Genomic DNA, 21,074 nt, shown 5'->3' with positions numbered 1-21,074 from the left:
CTGACCACTGACCACTGACCATGAGAGGAATTCACTTTGGAAGCTACTGGATGGGAGAAAACGATGTGGTCTTTCTCATGGCCCATGAGCTTGCCCAGCTCTGCGACCTGAAAATTGTCGATCCCGGCATTTACGATGGCTCGGGACCAGGCAACTGGTACCGGGAAGATGGCCGGGTAAACCCGAAAAACCCGGTCAAATGGCTTGATCATGAACGGGTTCTATCTATTGTTCATGAGCACCGGGCTGATTTTGTCATCGTCAATTCCGGCGGACTGTCCCTTGATCCGGAAACGATCAGGCTCCTTCGAAAAGAGCAGGTAACCTGCATCGGTATTTCGCTGTCAGATCCTGATGTTTTTCCCTATCATGGGAGGATTTACGCACACCTGTATGATCTGTACTATACCAATTCGGCTTTTTCCCTTGAGAACCAATATGGCAAGAGCGGCACAGGAAGCCACGATGTCCATATCCATCATCTGCCTTTCGCTGCCTCACCCAGGTTGCACAGGCCGCTGCCGGAGGTTGAAAAGAAGTTTGACCTGGTAATAGTCGGGCATGCCCGTCCTGACCGGATAAAGATCGTAGAAGCGCTCGAAAGACGCTTCTCCGTCGGGCTCTTTGGAAAGGGATGGGGAAGCGGCATTCTCCCGGTTCATGGAGAGGATCATGTCCGGGCAATTAACTCAGGCAGAATGTATCTTTCTTTCTCTCAAACCGGTGCCGGTTATACGAATGTCAAGGTGGGGATTTTTGAGGCAGCAGCCTGCCGGACGCTCCTGATCAGCCAGGTTTTCCCTGAAATGGAGCAGTATTTCAGGTACGGCCTGGAACTGGCCGGATACCTGCGGGCTAGTGAATTGCCGCAGATCATATCCTGGTATCGGGAAAAAGAGCACCTGAGAGCATGGATGGCCCAAAACTCATACCAGAGGTGTCTGGCAGAGCACACGTGGCAGAGCCGATGGCAGAGGGTCCTTGATGATATCGTGCACAGCAGAAATTAAGAACCGGATCGTGCCCGGGGAAGCGAGAAGCTCGATCGCATCCGCTGAAAAATTCCTGCTTTCCTGCATCCGGAGCGGGCTGGCCCATTCGTATGATGTTACAAGCCGCAGATGGGTCAAACCCTATCCGGAGGTTACCGGATACCTGCTCAGCTATTTCGCCGATGAAGCCCGCAATGGCGATGTTCCGGCTCAAATCCTGGAAGCTGCGGCGCGGCTGATCAGGATACAGGATCCGTGCGGAGGCTTTCCCAGCTTCTCCAACCGGCACATGCTCTATACGTTTGACACCGCACAGATCATGCACGGCCTGGTGAGCCTGTACAAACGGACAGGCACAGAGAGCTATCTTGACAGGGCAATTGCATGTGCCGGGTTCGTGTGCAGCATGCAACTGCCCGATGGCAGCATGTTTCCGGTCTATGATCTTCGCGCCAGGGCACGGTATGCGGAAAAAACCGGAACCTGGGGAACGTCCCTCTCCCCTATTCAGGTTAAAAATATCGAGGGACTGCTCCTGCTCAGTGAATTGAGCGGTGAGGCACGGTACCGGCTGGCGGCGGAAAAACTGGCTCTCTTTGGCCGGAGAAATTGCACGATTCACCTGACTCATCCCATGGCTTACTGCCTGGAAGGTTTGGCGGCGATCGGAGAAATGGAGTTTGTCCGCGATCAACTGAAAGATAAAATCCTCCCCCGGCTTCACCCCAGCGGATTTTTAGCCTATTCTCCCGAATTGCCCTATGCATATGTTTCCGGAAGCGTTCAGATGGCCATGCTTCTTTTCAAGGCCGGCTTTAAGGAGGAATCAGGCCAAATCCTGGCCTGGGCCAGGGGCGTTCAGTCCCGTCATGACAGCGGCGGATTGTTTCAATATGCGGATGCCGAAGGGAATCTCGATCATCATGTTCACACCGAAATCAATTCCTGGGGGACAAAGTATTTCTGTCAACTGGAGCGGCTATGGTCGGATTGTGGCTGAAAAGGTGGCACAGTCCCTACGAGTGGAGCAAAACCAGCCAGGCTTTTTATCAGATCCTGGTGAAGTTCCTCGATCAGGGATTTTCTATCCTGGAAGCGGGCAGTTCCACCGGGCACATTTCATTCAGGCTGGCTCGAAAAGGATACCGGATCACTCTTCTCGATGTGCGTGAGGAGCCGATTCTTCAGGCTGCCAGAAACTTTCGCCGGTATGGATTGACGGCGGACCTGCTGGTGGAGGATTTCTTCTCTCACTCGCGCCGCTATGACCTGATCTGGAACAGTGGTCTGGTTCAGTGTTTCGACGATGATGGCAAGGTCAGGCTGATCAGCCATGCCCGCAGGCTGGCTGACAGGCTCCTCCTCTTTTACCCTGATACGGACAGCGGACTGAAGAGGACAGAGGGGGGGAAGCCCGACATGGTTCCGGGGGTGGAGGGCTCCAGAGAGTACCCGGTGGCTGCGGTTCCCCAGATTTTCTACTCACTGTATAACCGGGTGTTTTCCGGCAGGGTAGAAGGAGCGGTTATCGATATGCCCTTTGACATGCTCTGGACCTATGGAGAGCAGTGATGCGCCTTGGACTCATCGGCTGGTACGGGCATGAAAATGCCGGTGATGAGCGAATGCTCTTTTGCCTCCGGCAATTCTTTGGCGGGAGCGATTTTCTCGTTACAGCAGGGCTTGACGATGCCTTGGCCAGAATCGAGGACTTAAACCGCTGCGACTATGTCCTTTTCGGGGGAGGCGGACTGATCCTGCGGGGATTTGGCATTTATGCCCCTCTGATCGAACGCCTGAAAGCACGGTTTGGGTGTGTGGGTATCAGCGTCGAGGCTTGCCACTCGGATAACCTGAGACTCATCGAAGTAATCAAGGACAGGGCGGAATTCATCCTGGTCAGGGATGAGGCGAGCCGGAAACTCTTTGGCTGTCACTTCAAGGTCATCGTCGGCCCTGATGTGAGCTTCCTCTACCCTTTTGAAATCATCGATCCGGTCTCATCTGACACCTGCGGTGTAAATCTCAGACCGTGGCCATACTGGAGAGGTGAGCACGGCGGGCGGTATGACCGCTGGATGCAGCGCCTCAACCATCGCTTTCCCATTCTGGAGCGGATTTACCCCCTCCAGAAATGGAAGCCAGAGGGGATTGTGAAGATATTGCAAGATAACTTTTCCCGGCTGGTTCCGGTTCCTTTGTACACCGAGGCTGGTGGGGAAACGGATTCAGAGTTTTTAAGGCCATTTTTTGACGAGGTGGATGATGTGTTTTCACCCGATTCCTACCTCCCCTGCCGCTACTTTGCGGGAATGCGGCTGCATTCTCTGATCTTTGCCTGCCAGATGGGGATTCCTTTTCTTTCGCTGTCGTATCAGCCCAAGAATGCAGAATTCTGCAAGGCGGCAGGTATGGAGCAGCTATCCATTGATTTGTTCAACCTTGCAGAATTGGCGCCAGGCATTGGGTACCTGAAAAAAGAATATTCCGGAATCAGGGAGAATCTGCTCGATTTCCGGGAAAAGAGCAGGCAGGAGATCCATGCGATCATGAGGGCCATATTCAATAATGTGGCCACTGCCGCCGTTCGGTGTTGTGTTCCATGTTGACCATTCTGAGCATTGTGGGCACCCGCCCCGAAGCCATCAAAATGGCTCCGGTGATTCAGGCACTGGCGCGGTATCCGGAATATTTTCACTCAGTGCTCTGCGTCACCGCTCAGCACCGGCAGATGCTCGATCAGGTGCTGGAGCTGTTCTCACTGCGGCCTGATTACGATCTGAACCTGATGAGACCGGACCAGTCCCTGTCCTGCCTGACCGCAGACCTTTGCGCCGGGCTTGATCCGGTTATCCGGGAGGTCCGGCCTGACTGGGTCCTGGCGCAGGGGGACACGACCACCGTGCTGGTAGCGGGTCTGGTGGCCTTTTACCACCGGGTCAGATTCGGCCACATCGAGGCGGGCTTAAGGACTCAGGACCGCTGCCAGCCCTTTCCCGAAGAGATCAACCGCAGGCTGGCAGACCTTCTGGCTGATATCCACTTTGCTCCGACCGAGTTTGCCCGGCGGGCGCTTTTGGCTGAAGGCTGCCCTGCCCGGAATATCTTCGTTACCGGCAATACGGTAATCGATGCCCTGCTCGAAGTGGCGGCCAGAGAGTATGACTGGTCCTGCGGCCCCCTGGCTGCCTTGCCGCGCAAAGGAAGGCTCGTCCTGATCACTGCTCACCGGAGGGAGAGCTTTGGTGAGCCTTTGCGGCAATTGTGCCTGGCTGTCCGTCAACTGGCCGGAATGTTTGCCGATGACGGCGTACACTTCGTCTATCCGGTGCACTTGAATCCGAATGTGCGCCAGCCTGTCCAGGATATCCTGTCGGGGGTGGCGAACCTCAGCCTGCTCGAGCCGCTGGACTATCTCTCCCTGGTTCATCTGATGAAGCGGTCATCGCTGATCCTCACTGACTCGGGCGGCATCCAGGAGGAGGCCCCCAGTTTTGGCGTGCCGGTCCTTTTGATGCGGGATAAAACCGAGCGGCCTGAAGGTGTCGAGGCCGGTGCGGTCCGGCTGGTGGGTACGCGGCAGGAAAGGATTGTGGCCGAAGCAGGACGCATCCTGCGTGATCCGGCTGCCCGTACGGCTATGGCTGCCCGGCGAAATCCCTATGGTGACGGCAGGGCTGCTGCCAGAATCGTCTCGATTCTCCTTGAGCATACCAGGGTGCATACCGAAATCAAAGTCCGAACAGAGACACCATCATGAACACTCGGCAGGGAAAACTGGTCAGCATTGTTCTGCCTACGCACAATGGACGCCGGTACCTTCGTCAGGCTATCCAGTCCTGTCTGGATCAGACCTATGCTCATCTGGAGCTGATTATCGTTAACGATGGATCGACGGACAGCACGGAAGCGATCATCAGGGAATATCGGGACGAGCGCCTTACCCGGATCAGCCTGCCCGCCAACCAGGGGCTGGCACGGGCATTGAATGCTGGCTTTGCGCAGGCTGCGGGTGGTCTCTTGACCTGGACCTCGGATGATAACTTCTATGCTCCCGAAGCCCTGGAGTGTATGGTGCGCTTTCTGGAGGCGCATCCGGCGGTTGATTTTGTCTATGCCGACTACTCGCTGGTCGATGAATATGGTCATGTGCTGCAATCCGTGCCGGTACCGCCGCCTGAACGGATGCTGGTCGGAAACGGTGTCGGGGCCTGTTTTCTCTATCACCGCCGGGTCTATGAGGTCCTGGGCTGTTATAATCCGGAGTGCGCTCTGGCTGAGGATTACGAGTACTGGCTGCGGGTGCTTGGCCGCTTCACCATGAAGCCGCTCAACCTGCCCCTCTATTTCTACCGCAGACACAGCCGGTCGCTGACCGGCAGGCACCTTCACCAGGTCTGGCGGGCAAAATGGCGCGTTCAGCGCATCTGGCTTTCCCGCCTTCCGGGAATCAGCAGCAGGTGCCTGGCTGAAACCTGCCTTTCTCTGGCTTACGAAGCATGGGTCAATGGTGCGCCTTGGGAGGCACTGCGCTGGCTGAGCCAGGCGGCTCTCAGGGAGCCTCTGGCCCTGTTCGGCCCGCATGGCCTTGGGCGCGCGGCACGGATGATGTGGAAGGAAAATGGCTGGTAAGGCAATAGGAGTCAGGAGACAGAAGACAGAAGTCAGGAGAAAAGAAAGTCTTTATTCTGAATTCTGACTCCTGACTCCTGACTCCTGAATTCTGACTCCTGACTCCTGAATTCTTAAAAAATGAGAATTCTCTGGCTCGTTAACACCCCGTTCCCGGAGATGGTCCGGCACCTGGGGCTTGCGGGAGATTACATGGGCTGCTGGATGCCTGCTTTAAAGGAGGCCCTGATCAACTTTCCGGAATTCCGGCCAGGCACGGAGAATCATCTTGGTATTGCCTGTGCCATTGCAGGGATTTCAGAATCCCGGAGATTCGATTTCGATGGGGTCACCTACTTCTGTTTTCCCAAATCGAGGATCTGCGAGTATCTGCAATCGTACGGGAAAGAACTGACTGACTGTCTGGGGGTCGTCGAGGAGTTCAATCCCGATCTTATCCATGTGCATGGGACTGAAGAGTTCTACGGGCTCATCGCCGGGCTGGTTGATAAACCCGTAGTGGTTTCCCTTCAGGGTATCCTGTCCGCCCTGGTTAAGGTGTATTTCGGCAGCATGGGCTGGAAGGATATCCTCCGCTCGCCGGGAATCATGAAATCCTACCTGATAGTGAAAAGGAAGACTAAAACCGAGCGCAGGATATTCCGTATGAACCGCTTCTTTATCGGTCGGACTCTCTGGGATAAAAGCCACTTAATGAGCCTGGCTGGAAATGGTGAATATGTCTATTATCAAAGCCATGAGGTGATGAGAAAAGAATTCTCCGAGGTGGAGTGGTCGCTTGAGTCGGCACGGCCAGCAACCATTGCCTGTGTTTCCTCCTGCTCTGCATATAAAGGGGTCGATTGCCTTGTGGAGGCGGTTTCCCTGCTCAGCCGGAAAATTCCTGAAGTTACCCTTTCCATCTATGGATCTTTTCCGCACAAGGGTTATGGAGCTTTTTTAAGAAGAAAAGTACAGCAACTGGGCTTGCAGGATAAAGTCCTTTTTTGCGGCTTCAAGGATGCAGGACAACTGGCTGAAGTATTATCGATGGTCCGGGTTCTGGCCATAGCCTCTCATCTTGAAAACAGCTCAAACAGCCTGCAGGAGGCCATGCTGGTGGGAACCCCGGTCGTGGCCCCGTTTGTCGGAGGGCTTTTTTCCCTGGCTGAGCATGATAAAACCTGCCTGATGTTTCCCCGGGGAGATGCTGCGGTTCTGGCCGAATCACTGGAGCAGGTATTGACCGATGATAACCTGGTTGCCCGGCTTTCCCAGGCAGCCAGGACCACGGCGCAACGGATCAATAACCCTGAAGCGGTGGCTGATAATCTGCTCCGGATATATCAGGATGTAGTCAATCGATATAACCACAAAGGAAGGGAGGAAGGCCAATGATCGTCCTTGGCATTCATTGCGGTCACGATTCCAGCGCGGCTATACTACGGGATGGAGAAATTCTGGCTGATGCGGCTGAGGAAAGATTTACCCGGCTCAAGCATTGTAACCATGTGCCAACGCAGGCCATGAGCTATTGCCTGTCGGCAGCCGGTCTCAAAAATATCAATGAGGTGGATTATATCGCCTTCCCCTGGAAAAGGACCCCGAAAGACCTTCGGGTGGTGCTGGGAATCGATAAAAGCTCCCCCCTGCGGCATATGGTGATGGATTTTCTGGGCTTTGGCATTCCTTCCGAATGCCTTCAGGTTCCTCTCTATTTTCCGGACTTCAGGCTCTGGAATGAGGGAAAGCTGATCAACGTCGAACATCACCTGGCCCATGCAGCCTCAGCCTACTTTACCCGGCCAGCGAACACAAAATGCCTGATCTTCACCGTGGATGGCGCGGGGGATGAGGTTTCGACCGCGGTCTGGCTGGGTGAGGGAAACAGAATAATGCCCCTGGAGCAGCTCTACCGGGAGGCATCCATAGGCTGGGCCTACAGCATCGTGACCGAGGCCCTCCACTGGTGGCACGGAGACGGTGAAGGAAAGACCATGGGTCTGGCCCCCTATGGGGATCGCTCGCGGTGTGCCGGTGCTCTGGACTGGCTTTTCCCGCAATTCCGGGGAACCAGCCTGATCCGGCCCACCAGGCTTGGTCCGGCCTACTATTGGGTTGAAAACGGCTCCACGCAGTTTCATTTCGACGAAGCCTACGAAGTTGAGCGCCTGGCGGCAGGATTTGGCCGGGAAAACATCGCTGCCGAAGCCCAATATAAGCTCGAGGATTGCCTGAAGCAGTACATTTTCGGCTGGGCGGAAAAAGAGCAGTGCAGGCGGCTGGCCTTCTCCGGCGGGGTGTTCCTGAATGTCAAGCTGAATCAGCGGATCTGGAACGAACGGGCAGACCTGATCGAGGAGCAGCACATCTTTCCCAACTGTGGTGATTCAGGGCTCGCCCTGGGCGCGGCACTGTATGTATATTATCAATACCGGGAATTTCAGGGAACAAGTTTCGACCGCCTCTCCTTCGGACCGGAATTTTCCAACCAGGAAATCGAACAGCTCCTGAAAGAGCGAAAGCTCAATTACACCTTCGTGAAAGACCCGGGCCAGGTGGCCGCAAGCCTTCTGGCCGAGAACAAGATCATCGGCTGGTTTCAGGGCAGGATGGAGAGCGGCCCGCGTGCGCTGGGGAACCGATCCATCCTGATGAGCCCCTTAAAGGCCGAAAATAAAGATATCATCAACCAGCGGGTAAAGTTTCGGGAGAGCTTTCGCCCCTTCTGTCCCTCCCTCCTCTGGGAAAAGGCGGGAGAATACCTGCAAGACTTTCGGGACGAATACTTCATGATCACCTCGTTTGATGTCAAACCGGAAAAAAGAGACCGTATCCCGGCTGTGGTCCATGTCGACGGCACGGTCCGGCCCCAGATGGTGCGAAAGGAAGCAAACCCCCTGTACTGGGAATTGATCCACGAGTTTGGCAAACTCACTGGTGAATATATCCTCCTCAACACCTCCTTCAATATCAAGGGAGAGCCGATCATTAATCATCCGAGAGAAGCAATACGCTGCTTTTTCGATACCGGCCTGGATGCGCTGTTTCTGGGGAATTTCGTGCTGGAGAAGTGAGGCGGCGATAAAGAATAAATCTGATGGCTAATATATTATGAACCTGAATCCAGTGTGGTGAAGTTGCTCATTTTTATCTGGGATGCTATAATTTACCCGACTACCGGACTACCGGGTCGGACCACGGTAAGTATATGGTATTAAAATAGATAATCCCAAAATAGACACTCAGTTTTGGCCTTAGAATGGCAATTTTGAGTTAAAAATCAACCTTCTAAGAAAAATGAAGGAAGAGAGAGGGTGGGATGTGAAGAATGCCAAGAGCAAACAGGCATTATCTGCCAGGTTATATCTGGCATATTACCCACAGGTGCCATGAGAGAGAGTTCCTGCTAAAGTTTGCTCACGATCGGCGAAGTTGGCTCAAGTGGCTGTTTGAGTCAAAAAAGCGCTATGGAGTCCAGATATTGAACTACATAGTGACCTCCAATCACATCCACCTGCTGGTGATGGATGGCGGCTGCCGTGAGGCAATACCCAAAACGATGCAGCTCATAGCCGGGCGGACGGCCCAGGAGTATAATCAAAGGAAAGATCGTAAAGGGGCATACTGGGAGGATCGCTACCATGCGACAGCCATAGAGTGTGATACTCACCTCCTGCACTGCATGATCTATATTGCTATGAATATGGTAAGAGCTGGCGTCGTCAGGCACCCTTCAGAATGGCCCTTCAGCGGATACAGTGAGATACAGAGTCCTCGACAAAGGTATAACACTGATAGATTGCCAGTGCTTAATGGGTTTGCTCAACTGTGGAAGCAGGGATGAGCTGAAGGAGCTGTATCGCAGCCAGGTTGACTATGCTCTCTCAGCCGGGCAGATAACGCGGGAAAGTAAATGGACGGACAGCCTCGCCGTTGGCAGCAGGCAGTTTGTGGAGGATGTGCAGGCAAAGCTTGGAACTAAGGCCGCTGGGCGCACTTCGAGAGAGACAAATGATGGCTATGAGCTTCGGGAACCTCAGCAGATTTCTTACAGCAGCGATTTTACCCCCCAAAATAGCCTTCTAAGACATGAAAATACCTATTATTGGAACATCTATCGTAAATAAAACAATATGTTCTCTTGGTCCGACCCGGAGATCCGGATCCCAAAACTATGATCCAGAAAGTTGTAAAGAAAATGAGCCTGAAAGATTCTTCCTCCGCGAAGGAGGATTTAGCCTACTGGCTCAGTAAAACACCCGAAGAACGGGTGGCAGCGGTAGACTATTTACGAAGGCAACGTCATGGAAATTTACCCGGACTTCAAAGAACTGCTCGCGTTATTCAACGAACACCACGTTGAGTACATGATCGTGGGAGGTTATGCCTTAGCCTTTCATGGAGTCCCGCGCTATACCGGTGATTTGGATATCCTTGTTCAGCCTGATGCAGTGAATGCTCAGCGAGTTCTGGCAGCTCTTGATGAATTTGGTTTCGGGTCTATCGGATTAACGCCATCAGACTTTGAAAGCCCGGACAAGGTTGTTCAGCTTGGGGTCCCTCCGGTCCGAGTAGATATTATAACTTCTCTTACTGGGGTATCATGGGAGTACGCCCTTGCTGGACGGGTAGAAGGAAAGTATGGGGATATTCCAGTTCATTATATTGGGCGTGAGCAGCTCGTTTTAAACAAGCGGGAGACAGGAAGAAAGAGAGACCTCGCAGACCTGGAATCTCTTGGAGAAGAATGAAGGAAGTAAAAACCTGGTAATTCAAAGGACGAACTACTGACCATATAAATACTGGCAACAGCCCGCTAACTGCCAATCACAGCTCAGACTAACCAGATGTTCCCCATTTTCTTGTCAGAGGGGCTCCCTGTTTTTCGATGGGGAGGGTGGTAATAACCATCACCCCCACACCCAGCCTCCCCCCTCAAGGGGGGGAGTGGAGGGAAAGCTCTCCCCCCTCTAGGAAGAGGAGAGTAAGGGAGGCCCCTATACAAGATGGAGAACGTCTGTACCCTGACCACTACCCTTGAAATCTCCATCCATCTTATTTCTGACCGAGGGGAAGGACAGCCCTTCCGCACGGTTTGCTGTCTGTTCGCTCATTCCGTATCTTGAGCGCACGGGCATCCGCTGTGCCATTGCCCATCGGAGGCCGCCAAAGTATGGCCTGATCAATCTGCCGTGCCTGAATTACCGGGTTTTCCGGATCGCGGTCTATTGCCTGATCTGCTATCCGTTCTCGCTGCTGGTGCGATTTTTCGACCTGTGGAGGGCTGGCCGGTACGATATCGTTTTTGTCCATCGTGATCTTGACGAAAACCATACTACCGCCTGGCTGGAAAGATTGTTCCGGGCCCGTTCCCGGTGCATGATCTTTTATTTCGACGATGCTCTCTGGCTGGCCAGAACTCATCTGGGCAAGCCCATAGAGCACAAGATCCGGGAAATCATCCGGATGGCTGACCGGGTGATCGTCTCTCACGAGTACCTGGCAGAATACGCCAGGCGGTTCAACTTTTCGGTTTCTCTTTTTCCCCTGTCAATTGATACTCATCGTTTTGTCCCGGCCAGTGCGGACAGGCGGGAAAATAGCGTGGACCGGCAGAAAGACAGGGGAACCGGGCAGAAGGAGAAGATAACCGTAGGCTGGGCAGGCGGTCCCTGGAATTATCCGGACCTGGTTCAACTTGCAGGGGTGCTCGGCGAAATAAAGCAGGATACCGTGGATACCGGGATCGAGATTCTTATCCAGTCCGGCTCCCCGCCGCCAGCGGAAATACAGAGGATCGGTGTCCATTACCTGCCCTGGCAGCAGGACAGGGAGATAGATGCCCTGCAGCAGATGGATATCGCCCTTTGCCCTCTCCAGGATTCGCCCTGGGCCAGGGGAAAGTTCAGCATCAAGCTTCTTCAATACCTGGCTGTGGGAATACCGGTCATTTGCTCTGATGTGGGAGCAAACCGGGAGATTATCATCGATGGCGTTGTAGGATTTGTGGTCAAGACTCAGGATGAGTGGCGATCACGGCTTTTAACTCTGATCCATGACCGGGAGCTGCGGGAGCGGATGGGCCAGGCTGCCCGCGCGCGTGCTGTCGATTGCTATTCCTCGGAAAAAGCCGGTGCCCGGATGGCTGCTTGGCTGCGGGGTCGGACCACGGTAAGTATATGGTATTAAAATAGGTAATCCCAAAATAGCCATTCAATTCTGGCCTTAGAAGGGCAATTTTGGGTTAAAATTTCACCTTCTAAGAAAATGAAGGAACAAATACAGACAAAGCCTGGATTAAGGCCGCAGGGCGCACTGGGAGAGACAAATGATGGGTATGAGCTTCGGGAACCACAGAGACCTTACAGTAATGATTTTGTCCCCCAAAATGGCCTTCTAAGACATGAAAACACCTACTTTTAGGATGTCTATCATAAATAAAACAATATGATGCTTTGGTCCGACCCCAAGCCACATGTGCGGCATTTGCGGACAAATAAACTTTGATCACCACAAGCAGGCAGATCCTCACCTTATCGGTCGCATGACCCGGATTCTGCAGCACCGGGGGCCTGACGACGAGGGAGTATGGGTGCAGGGTAATGCCGGCCTGGGGCACCGAAGGCTCAGCATCATTGGCCTTGGTCCCGCCGGTCATCAGCCCATGGCCAATGAGGATCGGTCCTGCTGGATCGTCTTCAATGGCGAAATCTACAACTACCGGGAACTTCGGGAGGACATGGAACATCTGGACCACAGGTTCCGGTCAGCCACGGATACCGAAGTCATCCTGCACCTCTACGAGGAATTTGGGGTGGATTGCGTCTGCCGCCTGCGGGGCATGTTTGCCTTTGCCATCTGGGACAGCCGCGAGCAGCGCCTCCTGCTGGCCAGGGACAGAGTAGGGAAAAAACCCCTCTTTTTTTCCCTGACCAATGAGAGAATCCTCTTTGCTTCGGAAATAAAATCCATTCTTCAGGATACGGATATTCCACGGGAGGTGGACCTTGAATCCATTCATCACTTTTTGACCTATGGATATGTTCCGGCCCCCCGGTCCATTTTCCGGGGCATTGCCAAACTGCCGCCCGGTCATATCCTGACCGTGCAGAGGGGGGATGTGAAGGTCCGCCGCTACTGGGACCTTGATTATCAGCAGAAACTGGTTTTGCCGACCCAGCAGGCTTATGAGGAGCAGTTCCTGGAGGTTTTCAAGGAGGCGGTGCGGATCAGGCTCCGGAGTGATGTGCCGCTGGGCGCTTTTCTGAGTGGCGGCCTTGATTCCAGTGCCACGGTGGCCGTAATGTGCCACCTGCTTCACCAGCCGGTCCAGACCTTTTCCATCGGATTCAGCGAGCAGGCTTATGATGAACTGCCTTATGCCCGGCGGATTGCCCGGCAGTATCAGACAAACCATCAGGAATTCATCGTCCGGCCAAAAGCGATAGAGATTCTGCCCAGATTGATCTGGTATTACAATGAACCCTTTGCCGATTCCTCGGCCATTCCCACGTTTTACCTGGCCCGGTTTACCCGTCAGAAGGTAGCGGTTGTCCTGAACGGTGATGGTGGAGACGAGTCTTTTGCCGGGTATGAGCGCCATCTGGCCGAGCGCATGGCTGCCCCTATGGACTTTTTCCCCCGGTTCATTTCCCGCAAATCCTGTCCTCAACTGGCCAGGATTTTGCCCGGAGGGACCAGGTACAAGAGCTTTACCCGCAGGCTGAAGCGGTTTCTGGCTGCCGCAGGCGATGCTCCTGAGCGCCGATATGCCCGCTGGATCTGCTACTTCGACAATGAGGGGAAGGAGCTCCTGTACTCGGAGGACTGGCGGGATCGCTTTCGAAATCTGGACTCGATAGACCTCCTGGCCAGGCTGTACCGCCAGGCGCGGGGAAATACCCATCTTGACCGGACCCTGTACCTCGATATGCACTCCTACCTGCCGGATGATCTGATGGTCAAGGTGGATGTGGCTACCATGGCTAATTCTCTGGAAGCCCGGTCCCCGTTTTTGGACCACAAGCTGATCGAGTTTGCCGCTTCCCTGCCAATCAACCTGAAACTGCGAGGGTTGCAGACCAAGTTTCTGCTGAAGAAAGCCTTTCGCGGACTTCTTCCCCGAGAGATTCTATATCGCCCCAAAATGGGATTCGGAGTGCCGGTTGACCAGTGGCTCCGGAAGGACCTGCGGGAGATGGCCTATGATCTTCTCCTGGACCCGCGATGTATTCAGCGCGGCTACTTCGACCGCAAGGCCGTCAGGCACCTTCTGGACAGCCACGTCAGCGGGACAAAGGACCACAGCTACCGCCTCTGGGCCCTGCTGGTGCTGGAGCTGTGGCACCGGATGTTCATCGATGACCGGGTAACCGGAGAAGATGAGGCCATGGCCTATTCCCTTCTAAAACCATGCGCATTCTCTTCGTGATTACCTCTTCCCATATTGGCGGAACTGAAAACTTCCTGTTTCAACTGGTTACTCATCTGGATGCTTCCCGCTTTCAGCCGGAAGTGTGCAGCCTGAAAAAGACAGGCTATTACGCCCAGCGTCTGCGGGAGCGGGGCATTCCGGTCTACAGCCTCAACATGCCGGAAGAGGTCAACTGGATGACTCCGGCTTGCTGCCTCCTGGGGCTTATCCGCCTGACCTGCCTCATCAGGAAGGGAGAGTATACTTGCGTCCATGCTTTTTTGTACCGGGCCAATATCTTGAGCCGGATAGCCGGGACCCTGGCCGGTGTTCCTCTCATCATATCTTCGGAGCGCGGCCTGACCCGGCATAAGCACCCCGTGGCTGTGTGGCTGGACCGGATCACGGCCCCTTTAAGCCGGTATACCCTGGCTGTTTCCGAGGCTGTGGCCAGACAGCTCCAGGTCCGGGAGCGGATTCACCCGGCCAGGATCCGGGTGATTTACAGCGGTGTCGATACGAAGCGGGGCGCTAACCCGGAGGATATCCTTCGGCTGAAGTGCAACCTTGGATTATCTGTACATGAGCAGATTATCGGCTGTGTGGCCCGGCTGCATCCAGACAAGGGAGTGGAAGACCTGGTGCGGGCTGCCGCTGCCCTGGAACTGGGCAGCGGCAATTTCCGGATCATCCTGGCTGGGGATGGACCGGAGAGAAAGCCCCTTGAGGCACTGGCTGAAAGGCTTGGGGTCAGGTCCCGGATTCTTTTCCTCGGTTTTCGGAATGATGTTGATTCTCTGCTCCAGACCTTTGACCTTTTTGTTCTTCCCTCCAGGGAAGAAGGGCTTCCGATGTCAGTGCTGGAAGCCATGTCGTTTGGAATTCCGGTGGTGGCCACACGGGTAGGGGGAGTGCCGGAAATCGTACTCCACAACCAGACCGGCATCCTGGTGCCAGACCACTCTCCTCGGGAACTGGCCAGGGCGATATCAACCCTGATCCAAGACCCTGCCCTTGCCAGAAAGCTCGGCGAAGCAGGGAGACTGCGGGTGCGGAATCAGTTTTCCTTTCGGAAGACTGTTGAACAGATTGAGAGGCTGTATGAGGGGTGAAGGCTACTTTCCCCTTGTAATTCCAGTGGCTATTTTGTAATATGGTAAACAAGATTGAGGGATACAAAGCCTGCGAGGTGAGAGCAGGAAAGCTTGCATAGAAGGTCAGAAATGAGTATTAAAGATGATATCGGAGAGTTGGCGAAGCGGTATGCTGAGGAGTTAAAAGCCCGAATTGATCAGCGTATTCAGGATATGGACAATGATGATGTATCTCATTTGCTTATATATAGAGTTCTGGGGGTTACGGATGAGGAAGGAAGGCTTATTGATCTATATCAGAACAAAGGTCGTTTCCTGTATAAGTATGCAGGTTCATTCCTTGAAGAAGCAGCAAGGTTGTGCTTTAAATACAAGTACCCTGATTCAGGATCGATAAAAATTCCCAATACAGAGGGGCAGCGTCCAAAGACTTTTCAGATAGATTGTGTTATTGGCCATGACGCTATAGAAATCAAGTGGCGTGATGCAACCACAGATGGAGATCACATTACCAAAGAACATACTCGCCTAAAGGCTGTAGCTCAAGCAGGATATATTCCTGTAAGGGTCATGTTTTGCTATCCCAATAGAAAACAGGCGATGAGGATCCAACAAACCCTAAGAACACTCTATCATGGGCTGGGTGGTCACTACTATTTTGGTGATGCTGCATGGGAGTATGTTCTCAATCGAACAAACGTGGATTTTAAGCATATATTAGAACAACTCGCAGAAGAGAAGTTAGAGATAAAATGAAAGCCGAAGTATATCCAGGTGATTGTTTAGAGGTTTTGAAAAATATTTTGGATGAAAGTATAGACCTTGTCTATTTAGACCCACCATTTTTTACCCAAAAAATACAAAAACTGGGCACGAGAGATAGAACAAAGGAGTTCCAATTTTCTGATACCTGGGAATCTCTTGATGCCTACGAAGAGTTTATCCATAAATGCCTGCAACGATTGCACCGGCTACTTCGTCCTTCCGGTTCAATTTTTTTCCATTGCGACCGGAATGCCTCATATATTGCGCGATTCTTATTAGATAAAATTTTTGGCCCCCAGATGTTTCGGGCAGAGATTATCTGGTATTACCGCAGATGGTCGAATTCTCAAAAAAATTTATTGCCCTGCCATCAGAATATTTTATTTTATTCAAAAACAGAGAATTATAAATTCAACGAGATACTCCAGGATTACTCCTCCGCCACTAATGTTGACCAGATTCTTCAACGGAGGCGGCGGGATAGCTTTGGAAAAGCGGTTTATGCCAGGGATGCACAGGGGAAAACCATACCGAATGGTTTTAAGAAAGGTGTTCCTCTGGGTGATGTATGGGATATCCCATTTTTAAATCCAAAAGCAGCGGAAAGAACCGGATACCCAACCCAAAAACCCATCCTTCTGCTCGAAAGAATCATCGAACTGGTAACAGACCGTGGGGATGTGGTACTCGATCCTTTCTGCGGCAGCGGAACCACCCTCGTGGCAGCTCAATTGCTTGAACGCAATTCAATAGGGATAGATATCTCCACCGATGCGATTCAAATTACCAGGGATCGCCTGAACAATCCAATAAAAACGAATTCTTATCTTCTTCAGGCTGGCAGGGATGCATACGAGAATGTGAGCGAGTATGCCCTTGCTCACCTTTACGGACTGGATATTACTCCTGTCCACAGGAATAAGGGGATAGATGCCCTCCTCAAGATTGAATATAGAGGGGGACCGGTTCCGGTCAGAGTACAACGGCGGAATGAATCACTGGTAGAAGCTGCCTGCTCACTGTATGAAGCTTCAAAGACCAAACATGCTTCTGCGATGATCCTCATTGCCACGCAGGAGGATTTTAAACTCTACTTTGAGTTCTCGATTCCTCCTGAAGTAATTGTTATTGATTCAACAGCCAAGACAATCAAAAAGCTCATCAGGCAACTCAAAAAAGATGTTGCACTGGACCATCTCACAGCCCTCTCAGGATGACAGGCCGGGCAAAAAATTCCAACGCACATACTCTTACTACATATCAATATCAACCTTCCTCTCGAAGGCTTCTTCCCGTGCCTGATAGATATCGTCGAGAAACCTGTCAAAATCTTCCGTATTCATATCCGCCAAATCACCCTGAGCCAGGCAAAAGCCATTTTTTGCCTGCTCCCTGCTTTGCTGATTGATGAATTCCTCAAACGGTATAATGACGGCAATATTTTTCCCCTGCCGGGTAATAAACACTTTCTTCTGCTGATGCTCAACCTCGCTGATAAGAGCAGATAATTTTGCCCCTGCTGCTGCTACATCATAGACATCGTTATCATTACTCATAATTATCACCTCCCTTTATACTATAGTCCATTTGCCATAGGTGCGTCAATTAATATAGGTGCGTCAATGCTCTCCGCCATTCTTTCCTTTGTCATTGCCCTGGCTCTATCATGGCATATCACGCCGCTCATCCGGACGGGGGCGATCAAGCTCAATATTGTTGACCGGCCCGATGGAAAGCTGAAGAATCAGGAGACCGCGATTCCCTACCTTGGGGGTGTAGCGGTGTTTATCTCCTTTCTCTTTTCTCTGGCCCTCACCTTTTCGGACTTCGATCCCCAGGTCATGGGGCTGCTCCTTGGGGGGAGCATTGTGGTCATGCTGGGCATTATTGACGATGTGGGGAACCTGCCGCCTGAGGTGAAACTCATGGGGGAGGTGATTGCAGCCCTGGCCATGATCAAATGCGGGATCATGATCCGGCTGTCCTTTATCCCTGAGTGGATCAGCATTCCTTTGACCTTCTTCTGGCTGGTCGGCATGACCAATGCCCTGAACCTGATCGATATCATGGATGGGCTCTCGGCAGGAGTATCGTTTGTTTCCTGTTTCTTTCTCTTTGTCATTGCCCAGTGGAATCATAACCAGGCCATTGCCGTAGCCACTCTGGCTCTGGCCGGAAGCCTGCTGGGATTTTTGCGGTATAATTTTTTCCCAGCCAAAATCTATCTGGGGGATGCCGGAAGTCTCCTGCTGGGCCTTTTGCTGGGGGCCATGGCCATGATCGGCAGATATACCGAAAGGTCCAGCCTGGGATTGGTTGCACCCCTCATGATTCTGGGAGTTCCGCTGTTTGAGATGATCTTTGTCAGTTATATCCGCTACCGCCGCGGCATGTCGATCCTGAGAGGGAGCAACGATCATTTTGCCCTCCGGCTGCGCAAGTGGGCTTTATCCAAGCAGGCCACCGTTCTTCTGGCCTATGGGATTTCGGTGGTTCTGGGAGTGTGCAGCCTGATCCTGATCAGCGTAACGACGGCCTGGGCCGGACTGATTGTCTTTCTCGTCATCGCCTTCTTCCTTCTGGCTGGATATCTCTTGAAAAAGATTGATATGACCATGTGAAGTACTTTTAACTCATAGCCTTGCAATGCATGTGGGAGGATCGTATGCCGTATGAAACTGAAGTTGTGATTCTTGGAGCAGGTCTGACCGGATTGAGCGCTGCCTATCATCTGAAGCAGGAATATGAGCTGTTTGAAAAAGAGCAGGAGGCAGGAGGGCTTTGCCGCTCTGTCTGCCGCGATGGTTTTACCTTTGACTTCACCGGCCATCTGCTTCACTTTCACGATAACCGGATCAGGAATCTGATTGAAGCTATCGGCCACATTTTCTGGGTTTCCCATCAGCGGAAAGCCAGTATTCACACTCATAAGACCTATCTGCCGTATCCGTTTCAGGCCCATCTCAGCGGCCTGCCGCAGAAAGTCATCTGCGAATGCCTGCTGGAGCTTTTACGCACTCATCAGCAATCTCCGACTTCCCAGCCGCCGGAAAACTTCAAAGACTGGGTAGTCCGGAATTTCGGACAGGGCATAGCCAGACATTTTCTCTTGCCGTACAATCAGAAGATGTGGCGGATCGATCCAGCGGAGATGACCTTTGATTGGGCCTTGTCCATGATTCCCGTCCCCAATCTGGAGGAGGTCGTGAAGGGCTGTTTTAACCAGAACGAGCAGGAATATGGTTATAATCAGACCTTTTACTATCCTGCCGAGGGGGGGATAGAGGTTCTCGGCAAGAGTTTTTTGCCCTCGATTAACAGGGTCCGGACCGGCATGGAAGCAGTCAGGATCGAAACCCGGAAAAAGGCGGTCTGGTTTCAGGATGGGGAATCAATCGGCTACCAGCAGCTTATCTCTTCCATCCCTCTGCCGGAGCTTGTCAGGATAATCAGCGATGCCCCGGCGCAGATAAAATCCCTGGCTGAAAACCTGCGCTCCACCTCGGTATTTTGTCTCAATCTCGGTGTAGCCCGCGAGAAAGTCTCGGATCAGCACTGGATTTATTTCCCGGAATCAGAATATCCCTTCTACCGGGTGGGTTTCCCCACCAATTTTTCTTCCGGAGTAGCGCCTTCAGGGTCCAGCTCACTCTATGTGGAAATTTCCCACCTGCCCGGCGAGCAGATCGATCCTGACAGGATGCTGAAACTGACGCTGTCCAAACTCATCGACTGCGGCCTGCTGCGGGAAAGCGATCTGGTCATTTCACATTCTTTTCTCGATATTCCCTGTGCTTATGTAACTTTCGATTCACACCGCCAGAAATCCCTGCCCGTTATCCGGCAGTATCTGCAGACTCAGGACATCCACTCGGTTGGCCGCTACGGCGGATGGGAATATTCCTCGATGGGACAGGCACTTGTAGCCGGGATGGAAACGGCCAGGACAGTGAATGCCCTGGTAGCCGCATAATCTTTCCCGAAGACATTCTCACAGGGGGAAACATGCCGGATACAAAAACCGGGAAAATCCGGATCGTTCAGATCATCACCAAGCTGGAGCTTGGCGGGGCTCAGGAAGCTACTCTGTCTACGGTGGAGAATCTGGACCGGAGCAGATTCGAGCCTGTTTTGATCAGCGGTCAGCACGGCCTTCTTGTGCAAAAGGCCAGGTCCCTGAAAGGGGTGAAGTGCATTTTCGTTCCAGCCCTTCACCGCCAGGTTCACCCGGTGTGGGATTTTCTCGCCCTGGTTCACCTTATTTTGATCCTGCACCGGGAAAAGATGGAAAATCCGAGGATCATCGTCCACACCAACAGCTCAAAAGCCGGGATTCTTGGGCGAATGGCTGCCGCTGCCGCCGGGATTGGCTGCATTGTCCATACGGTCCATGGATTCGGTTTCCATGATTATCAGCGGCCCCTGGCGCGAAAGCTCTATATCTTTCTGGAAAAGGCGGCTGCCAGGGTCAGCACCCGGATCATCTTTGTTTCCCGTGCCAATCTGAAGCTGGCCCAAAAGCTCGGCATCTGCCGAAGGATCGGGCACGGGAGGGTGATAAGGTGCGGCATTGACCTTCACCGCTTTTTCCGGGACCGTGATCAGGTGATGCAGGAGCAGGGGGCCATGAAAGAGGATTCCTCACCGCTCATCGGCATGGTGGCCTGCTTCAAACCGCAGAAATCTCCCCTGGACTTTATCCGGATGGCTGAGCGGGTGAGCCGGGTTTTCCCGAAAGCCCGCTTCATGATGGTGGGCGATGGACAACTGCGGCCGCAAATCCGCAGTCTGGCTCAGAGGCTGTCCCTTTCCGACCGCCTTGTCCTTGCCGGCTGGAGAGAAGATGTCGAGCGGATTTTGCCTGAGCTTGACGTGCTGGTCCTCACCTCCCTCTGGGAGGGGCTGCCCCTGGTCCTGGTAGAGGCCACAGCAGCCGGAATTCCCATTGTCGCCACCGACATTGACGGAAACCGGGAGATTGTCCGGAACGGGATCAATGGATATGTGGTGCCGCCCCGCAATCCAGCGGCCATGGCTGAGCGGGTCATATCCGCGCTGCAACATCCGGAGCAACTGGCATACACCGGAAAAGCTCAGCGATTCCTGGTGCAGGGATTTGATCTGCATCATATGATCCGGCAGCTCGAACTTCTGTACCAGGAAATCATGCCTATGGATTGATCGAGCAGCCAGCCT

At 53.1% G+C, this 21,074-nt stretch carries 18 protein-coding genes and 1 pseudogene; 18 read left to right on the top strand and 1 reads right to left on the bottom strand.

Going from position 1 to position 21,074, the window contains the following annotated elements; genetic code table 11:
• Positions 1–20: 20 nt before the first annotated feature.
• The 15 genes and pseudogenes from AB1611_01175 to AB1611_01105 all read left to right on the top strand — a co-directional run bounded on the left by AB1611_01175 (position 21) and on the right by AB1611_01105 (position 17,095).
• Positions 21–1,010 (top strand): glycosyltransferase, encoded by a 990-nt coding sequence (locus tag AB1611_01175; protein ID MEW6378195.1) that lies wholly within the window; start codon positions 21–23, stop codon positions 1,008–1,010.
• Positions 985–1,992 carry a prenyltransferase/squalene oxidase repeat-containing protein gene (locus AB1611_01170; GenBank protein MEW6378194.1) on the top strand — a complete coding sequence of 336 codons (1,008 nt, stop codon included), beginning with the start codon at positions 985–987 and terminating at the stop codon, positions 1,990–1,992. Before AB1611_01175 ends, AB1611_01170 begins: the two co-directional genes overlap by 26 nt.
• A complete protein-coding gene (locus tag AB1611_01165) occupies positions 1,974–2,564 on the top strand; it encodes a class I SAM-dependent methyltransferase (GenBank protein MEW6378193.1) in 591 nt (196 codons plus the stop codon). The genes AB1611_01170 and AB1611_01165 overlap by 19 nt, the downstream gene beginning before the upstream one ends.
• Positions 2,564–3,601, top strand: coding sequence for a polysaccharide pyruvyl transferase family protein (locus AB1611_01160; protein MEW6378192.1), 1,038 nt, complete (start codon positions 2,564–2,566; stop codon positions 3,599–3,601). The genes AB1611_01165 and AB1611_01160 overlap by 1 nt, the downstream gene beginning before the upstream one ends.
• Positions 3,595–4,752, top strand: a complete 1,158-nt coding sequence (gene wecB / locus AB1611_01155; GenBank protein MEW6378191.1) for a UDP-N-acetylglucosamine 2-epimerase (non-hydrolyzing) — start codon at positions 3,595–3,597, stop codon at positions 4,750–4,752. Before AB1611_01160 ends, wecB begins: the two co-directional genes overlap by 7 nt.
• A complete protein-coding gene (locus tag AB1611_01150; GenBank protein MEW6378190.1) occupies positions 4,749–5,624 on the top strand; it encodes a glycosyltransferase in 876 nt (291 codons plus the stop codon). The genes wecB and AB1611_01150 overlap by 4 nt, the downstream gene beginning before the upstream one ends.
• 120 nt (positions 5,625–5,744) lie before the next feature.
• Positions 5,745–7,001 carry a glycosyltransferase family 4 protein gene (locus tag AB1611_01145; GenBank protein MEW6378189.1) on the top strand — a complete coding sequence of 419 codons (1,257 nt, stop codon included), beginning with the start codon at positions 5,745–5,747 and terminating at the stop codon, positions 6,999–7,001.
• Positions 6,998–8,680 carry a carbamoyltransferase C-terminal domain-containing protein gene (locus tag AB1611_01140; GenBank protein MEW6378188.1) on the top strand — a complete coding sequence of 561 codons (1,683 nt, stop codon included), beginning with the start codon at positions 6,998–7,000 and terminating at the stop codon, positions 8,678–8,680. Before AB1611_01145 ends, AB1611_01140 begins: the two co-directional genes overlap by 4 nt.
• A 254-nt stretch (positions 8,681–8,934) precedes the next feature.
• Positions 8,935–9,733, top strand: a pseudogene (locus AB1611_01135) (transposase).
• Between the two features lie 177 nt (positions 9,734–9,910).
• Positions 9,911–10,357 carry a hypothetical protein gene (locus tag AB1611_01130; protein ID MEW6378187.1) on the top strand — a complete coding sequence of 149 codons (447 nt, stop codon included), beginning with the start codon at positions 9,911–9,913 and terminating at the stop codon, positions 10,355–10,357.
• 286 nt (positions 10,358–10,643) lie between these two features.
• On the top strand, positions 10,644–11,795 hold the full coding sequence (locus tag AB1611_01125; protein MEW6378186.1) for a glycosyltransferase: 1,152 nt from the start codon (positions 10,644–10,646) through the stop codon (positions 11,793–11,795).
• A 286-nt stretch (positions 11,796–12,081) separates the two neighbouring features.
• Positions 12,082–14,037: an asparagine synthase (glutamine-hydrolyzing) gene (asnB, locus tag AB1611_01120; GenBank protein MEW6378185.1), complete on the top strand. Its 1,956-nt coding sequence runs from the start codon at positions 12,082–12,084 to the stop codon at positions 14,035–14,037.
• Positions 14,019–15,131 carry a glycosyltransferase gene (locus AB1611_01115; protein ID MEW6378184.1) on the top strand — a complete coding sequence of 371 codons (1,113 nt, stop codon included), beginning with the start codon at positions 14,019–14,021 and terminating at the stop codon, positions 15,129–15,131. Before asnB ends, AB1611_01115 begins: the two co-directional genes overlap by 19 nt.
• A 111-nt stretch (positions 15,132–15,242) precedes the next feature.
• Positions 15,243–15,869 (top strand): ApaLI family restriction endonuclease, encoded by a 627-nt coding sequence (locus AB1611_01110; GenBank protein ID MEW6378183.1) that lies wholly within the window; start codon positions 15,243–15,245, stop codon positions 15,867–15,869.
• Entirely contained in the window at positions 15,866–17,095 is a 1,230-nt protein-coding gene (locus tag AB1611_01105; GenBank protein MEW6378182.1) for a site-specific DNA-methyltransferase, read from the top strand. The genes AB1611_01110 and AB1611_01105 overlap by 4 nt, the downstream gene beginning before the upstream one ends.
• 36 nt (positions 17,096–17,131) lie before the next feature.
• On the opposite strand, the gene AB1611_01100 is transcribed toward AB1611_01105, so the two are convergent.
• Complete coding sequence (locus AB1611_01100; protein MEW6378181.1) at positions 17,132–17,434, bottom strand: type II toxin-antitoxin system prevent-host-death family antitoxin; 303 nt, start codon at positions 17,432–17,434, stop codon at positions 17,132–17,134.
• Positions 17,435–17,500: 66 nt separating this feature from the next.
• Here AB1611_01100 and AB1611_01095 point away from each other — a divergent pair, with 66 nt between their 5' ends.
• The 3 genes from AB1611_01095 to AB1611_01085 are packed head-to-tail and all read left to right on the top strand — an operon-like array spanning position 17,501 to position 21,059.
• Positions 17,501–18,499, top strand: a complete 999-nt coding sequence (locus AB1611_01095) for an MraY family glycosyltransferase (GenBank protein MEW6378180.1) — start codon at positions 17,501–17,503, stop codon at positions 18,497–18,499.
• 44 nt (positions 18,500–18,543) lie between these two features.
• On the top strand, positions 18,544–19,851 hold the full coding sequence (locus AB1611_01090) for an FAD-dependent oxidoreductase (GenBank protein ID MEW6378179.1): 1,308 nt from the start codon (positions 18,544–18,546) through the stop codon (positions 19,849–19,851).
• 32 nt (positions 19,852–19,883) lie between these two features.
• The gene (locus tag AB1611_01085; GenBank protein MEW6378178.1) at positions 19,884–21,059 is read left to right on the top strand and encodes a glycosyltransferase family 4 protein; all 1,176 of its coding nucleotides are present in this window, start codon (positions 19,884–19,886) and stop codon (positions 21,057–21,059) included.
• Positions 21,060–21,074 lie beyond the last annotated feature (15 nt).

The organism is bacterium (assembly GCA_040755755.1).
Classification (GTDB): Bacteria; SZUA-182; SZUA-182; order DTGQ01; family DTGQ01; genus DTGQ01.
Note: the sequence above shows the minus strand (reverse complement) of the source record. Positions and strands in the feature narration are given on the sequence as shown.